Genomic DNA, 810 nt, shown 5'->3' on the forward strand with positions numbered 1-810 from the left:
AAAAAAGCCGCTCAATTGAGCGGCTTTTCGTCTTTACCAGCTTAAACTTAGAAGTTTTCAGCCGCTAGCGACATAGTGTCGTCACTACCAGACTTAATAGTCTCGAGCAAAGAGACGGTTTTTGGCAACAGACGGCTAAAGAAGAAGTTAGCGGTCTTGAGCTTACTCGCATAGAAGACGTCTTGTTCTACTTTTGGAGCTGCGGCTTTAACCATGCGCGCCCACATATAGCCATACGCCGTCAATCCAAACATATCCAAGTACTCAACAGCAGCAGCACCAACAGCATTTGCATCACCTTGCGCAGACGTTATAACGTGCTCAGTCGCATCGCTTAAACGTTCAACAGCTGCGGCTAACTGCTCAAGCTTACCAGCCAATGCAGGATTACCAGACTCCTGCTCAATGAACTCAGCGATTTCTTTCGCAAAGATCTCAAAAAGCTTACCGCCGTTGGCGACAATCTTACGCCCCATCAAGTCCATCGCTTGAATGCCATTGGTACCTTCATAGATTTGGGTAATACGAGTGTCACGTACTAGCTGTTCTTGGCCCCACTCGCGGATGAAACCATGACCACCAAAAATTTGTTGGCCAGCGACACATGTATCTAAGGCCCGATCGGTCATATAAGCCTTAGCTATAGGTGTTAGAAGAGCCACCATTGCATCGGCATTCTTTACTTGTTCCGCATCATCCGAAAACTTAGCGATATCAAGAAAACGAGCTACATATGTTGAAAATGCACGACTACCTTCTGTATACGCTTTCATCGTTAGCAACATGCGACGGACATCAGCATGCACAATA

At 46.4% G+C, this 810-nt stretch carries 1 protein-coding gene; it reads right to left on the bottom strand.

The genetic code is table 11. From position 1 onward, the window contains the following. Positions 1 to 47: 47 nt before the first annotated feature. On the bottom strand, positions 48 to 810 hold a 763-nt coding region (locus A3751_RS20770; protein WP_197466575.1), incomplete at its 5' end, for an acyl-CoA dehydrogenase C-terminal domain-containing protein.

This window comes from Oleiphilus sp. HI0080, from assembly GCF_001635135.1.